This is a genomic window from Secundilactobacillus hailunensis (assembly GCF_005405185.1).
GTDB lineage: Bacteria > Bacillota > Bacilli > Lactobacillales > Lactobacillaceae > Secundilactobacillus > Secundilactobacillus hailunensis.
In genome coordinates this window covers 1-643 of sequence record NZ_BJDO01000123.1, presented here as the reverse complement: position 1 = coordinate 643, position 643 = coordinate 1, and the positions used below count along the sequence as shown (strand labels likewise).

1 protein-coding gene is annotated in these 643 nt (G+C 37.0%); it reads left to right on the top strand.

The window, feature by feature from the left end:
* Nucleotides 1–71: 71 nt before the first annotated feature.
* Nucleotides 72–643: RNA-guided endonuclease TnpB family protein (locus FFM73_RS12590; RefSeq protein ID WP_235874520.1), on the top strand; the 572-nt coding region annotated here is incomplete at its 3' end.

Genomic DNA, 643 nt, shown 5'->3' with positions numbered 1-643 from the left:
TATATAGCCACTTATATTCATTTTTAGTATACCATTATGATATACTAAAAATGGAAAAGAGGTGAAGTTATATGACTTTAAAAGGGATCAAATTACGGCTATATCCTAATCGAGACCAACAACTCAAAATCAAACTCAACTTTGGGTATAACCGTTTTGTTTGGAATCAAATGCTAGCTATGATGGTTGAAAGATATCAAAATAACCCAGAAGCTAAATTCTTAAATGCGTTTGCCTTGAATAATTTACTGCCAGCTTTGAAGACTGAGTATGAATGGTTAAAAGATGCTGAAAGCACTAGCTTACAGTCAACCAACCATGACTTAGTAGAAGCCTATAAAGAGTTCTTTAGGCTGCATAAAGGCTTCCCTAAGTTCAAATCTCGTAAGTACCCGAAGCAGAGCTATCAGACCAAGTCGGTCAACCACAATATTAAACTAGTTGATAATCACCACATCCAGTTACCAAAATTGGGGAAACTAAAATTTAAATCAGGTAGAAAACCAGTTGGTAAAATCAAGAATGTGACCATCCGCCTTTCAGCTACTGGTAAGTTCTATGCCGTCATTCTAGTCGACACTGATATTAAGCCCTTAGCTAAGACCGGTAATCCAGTCGGTATTGATCTGGGGGTTGCTGACTT